Here is a 2,630-nt window from a genome sequence, read left to right as displayed (position 1 = left end):
TAGGGCATACCGGAACCTTCGATGCTCGACCCAATAAACGCTTGGGGAGAGAATACCTCTACTTTTTCAGAAGCAATTCTGTCTAAGCAAGTAATCTCTGTGAACCAAGAATCCCCGTCTCTTTAGAGCGGGGAGTGTCAACTCCCATGGAGAAAACCGCTACCCAGCCGGAAAAGAAAATTTTTCTAGAACTTGAGGAGCCTTGCCAACAGGGAAGACAGTCAGACAGACTAACCTCAAAAGGTTTTTGGGGCGAAAATATAGTTTCTTGGCCTTCTGTCTCCCTCAACACAGTCTTAGCTCTGATGGCGAGCATAATCATCCTGAAAACGGACTATATCATCCTCTCCTAAATATTCCCCATTTTGCACTTCAATTAACACCAATTTGATCACCCCGGGGTTTTCCAGACGGTGAGCGGTACACTGCGGCACATAAGTGGACTGATTGGCTCCGAGAATTTCTTCGTTATCTCCACAGGTGACTTTTGCCGTTCCCGAAACGACAATCCAGTGTTCACTGCGATGGTAGTGCATCTGTAAACTGAGACGATGACCCGGATTCACTTCAATTCGCTTGATTTTATAACCAAGACCTTCTTCTAGAGTGGTGAAAGAACCCCAGGGCCTAAATTCTGTTGCTGCCGATTCTACGCTCGAAATAAGCTGAAATGCTGCCACATCTTGAGATGCGATCATTATATTATGTCTCCATTGCTAGGTCTGATCTTAGTCCAAGATAGCAGCAAAAACCCTAGATGGCATCTAAATCAGTGATCAGTAAACAGTAATCAGTAATCAGTGAACTGAAAACTCAAATCTGATCACTGATCACTGATTTAGTCTTCGTCGGTGTTGAGAATACGGGGAACCCGGAAATAATCCCCTTCTGGGGCCGGCGATTCTTGCACTAAGACCTCGTGATCGGGATAAAGTCTATTACTATCGGCGCGAGTGATATTTTGAATTTCGATCGCTCGCGTGGTGGGTGGCACATTTTCCGTGTCTAATTCGCTTAACTGCTCGAAATAATCCAGGATTCCGCTTAATTGCAGCGCAAATTGTTCTTCTTCGCCGCTATTAATCTCTAAACGGGCTAAATGGGCGATTTTTTCAACTGTAGCTCGATCGATCATGGGAGAAATGGGGTTGGGGGTTGGGGGTTGGGGGTTAGGGGTTGGGGGTTGGGGGTTGGGGAGATGGGGAGATGGGGAGATGGGGAGAATAAATAAAAATAATCTCCTAACTCCTAACTCCTGTCTCCTGACTCCTGAATTCTGTCTCCTCAATTTAGAAGAAAACATCAATTTCCGATCGCCCGGTGATTTTCAGCCAGTTTTGGGCTTCAATGTAGTTATTGGGGGCTAATCGGATGGCTTGTTTCCAGTATTCTGCCGCTTTGTCGTAGAGTGCTTCCGCTTCGGCCTGTTGACCGTCTTCTCTGGCTTTTTCCCCCTGAAAATGGTAAATAACGGCGATATTATTCAAAGCGGAGGGCATTCTGGGATTAAGTTGGATAGCTTCTTCGTAGTATTCCAGAGCCTTTTCATGCTCGCCGTTACTAGCGTGGATAATACCGATATTGTAGAGGATATAACTGCGATCGTTAGGATCCTCTTCTAATGTTAAAGCCTCATAGTAATTATCGAGGGCTTCGGCGTATTCGCCGTCAGCTTGGGCAGACATCCCATCGCGGTAATAAACAAAGGCTTCCTTGGCTTTTTTATTGGCGGGGAGTATCTTTAAAATGATATCCGCCATGACGGTAAAAGATTTATCAATAAAATTATCGTTACGTTGAGTGCGTGGCATAGTTAGGACGATTAGGCGATCAAAATGACTATTTACCTTTTTGACACTCTCGCCGTCAAGCTAGGCTGTGACGGGAGATTCTTGCTTCTACTCCTCTTAACTAGACACAATCCGAAGACTATGCCCCCGTCAGACCGAATCCACAAGCGTTTTAGTTTAACGTCTACCGACTGCCCGGCGGCGGACGGATCTGAATTTTATTTGTGGGCAGAATTGACCTTAGCCGTTAAGCTTCTATGCTGCTTGACCCGTCACCATTACATTTTCAAGGGCGATATTTGTTCCAAGGTACAAAAGGAGCGGGAGGTTTCCGTGATCCCTTACGCGCTTTACCGCTTTCTGTATTCTAGCGAAATTCCTCGAAAGTGGAAACGCTACCGCGTTAGTTTCATTTGACATAGCACTCGCAAGAAACCCTAGGGCTGTTTTCCTAATTTTTCTGGCCACAGGTTCCATTTAGACGGTCTTGGCTGGGCCGGCGGCGAACATTATTTTCCAGCAAAAATATCCCCTAGCAAGGGGTAACTATCGGCCTTACTAATCTTTATCCTTTGCGTCCCGATTGGGAAAATGTCAAATCTCCAGCCGAGAATTTCACTGCCGCCCTTGTTGCTTCAAGGACCATTGACGCAACTTTACCTAAGATTTAGATTTTTCCATGTTGACTGCTTTGAGTGAGTAAGCTTTTACGCATTTAAGTTACATTGACAGCATTACCCTTATTTTTAAGCTTTCTACTCCATTTAATAATCAATCCCCCTTCATTTAAAAGCTGATTGACTACTTTTTCCAGTTCTTCTTTATTTTCAAATTCTCGAT

At 44.9% G+C, this 2,630-nt stretch carries 3 protein-coding genes and 1 pseudogene; all 4 read right to left on the bottom strand.

The genetic code is table 11. The features are described 5' to 3' along the window. Positions 1–296: 296 nt before the first annotated feature. On the bottom strand, positions 297–698 hold the full coding sequence (locus IM479_RS21855) for a phosphomannose isomerase type II C-terminal cupin domain (RefSeq protein ID WP_287684995.1): 402 nt from the start codon (positions 696–698) through the stop codon (positions 297–299). 140 nt (positions 699–838) lie between these two features. Continuing rightward, a complete protein-coding gene (gene gatC, locus IM479_RS21850; protein ID WP_061431086.1) occupies positions 839–1,135 on the bottom strand; it encodes an Asp-tRNA(Asn)/Glu-tRNA(Gln) amidotransferase subunit GatC in 297 nt (98 codons plus the stop codon). Between the two features lie 154 nt (positions 1,136–1,289). After that, positions 1,290–1,811 (bottom strand): photosystem I assembly protein Ycf3, encoded by a 522-nt coding sequence (locus tag IM479_RS21845; RefSeq protein ID WP_002770118.1) that lies wholly within the window; start codon positions 1,809–1,811, stop codon positions 1,290–1,292. A gap of 694 nt (positions 1,812–2,505) precedes the next feature. Further along, positions 2,506–2,630 (bottom strand): annotated as a pseudogene (locus IM479_RS21840) (IS630 family transposase); the annotation flags it as partial.

Origin of the sequence: Microcystis sp. M165S2, from assembly GCF_020245885.1 — a bacterium.
GTDB lineage: Bacteria > Cyanobacteriota > Cyanobacteriia > Cyanobacteriales > Microcystaceae > Microcystis.
This window is presented reverse-complemented; position numbering and strand designations above follow the sequence as displayed.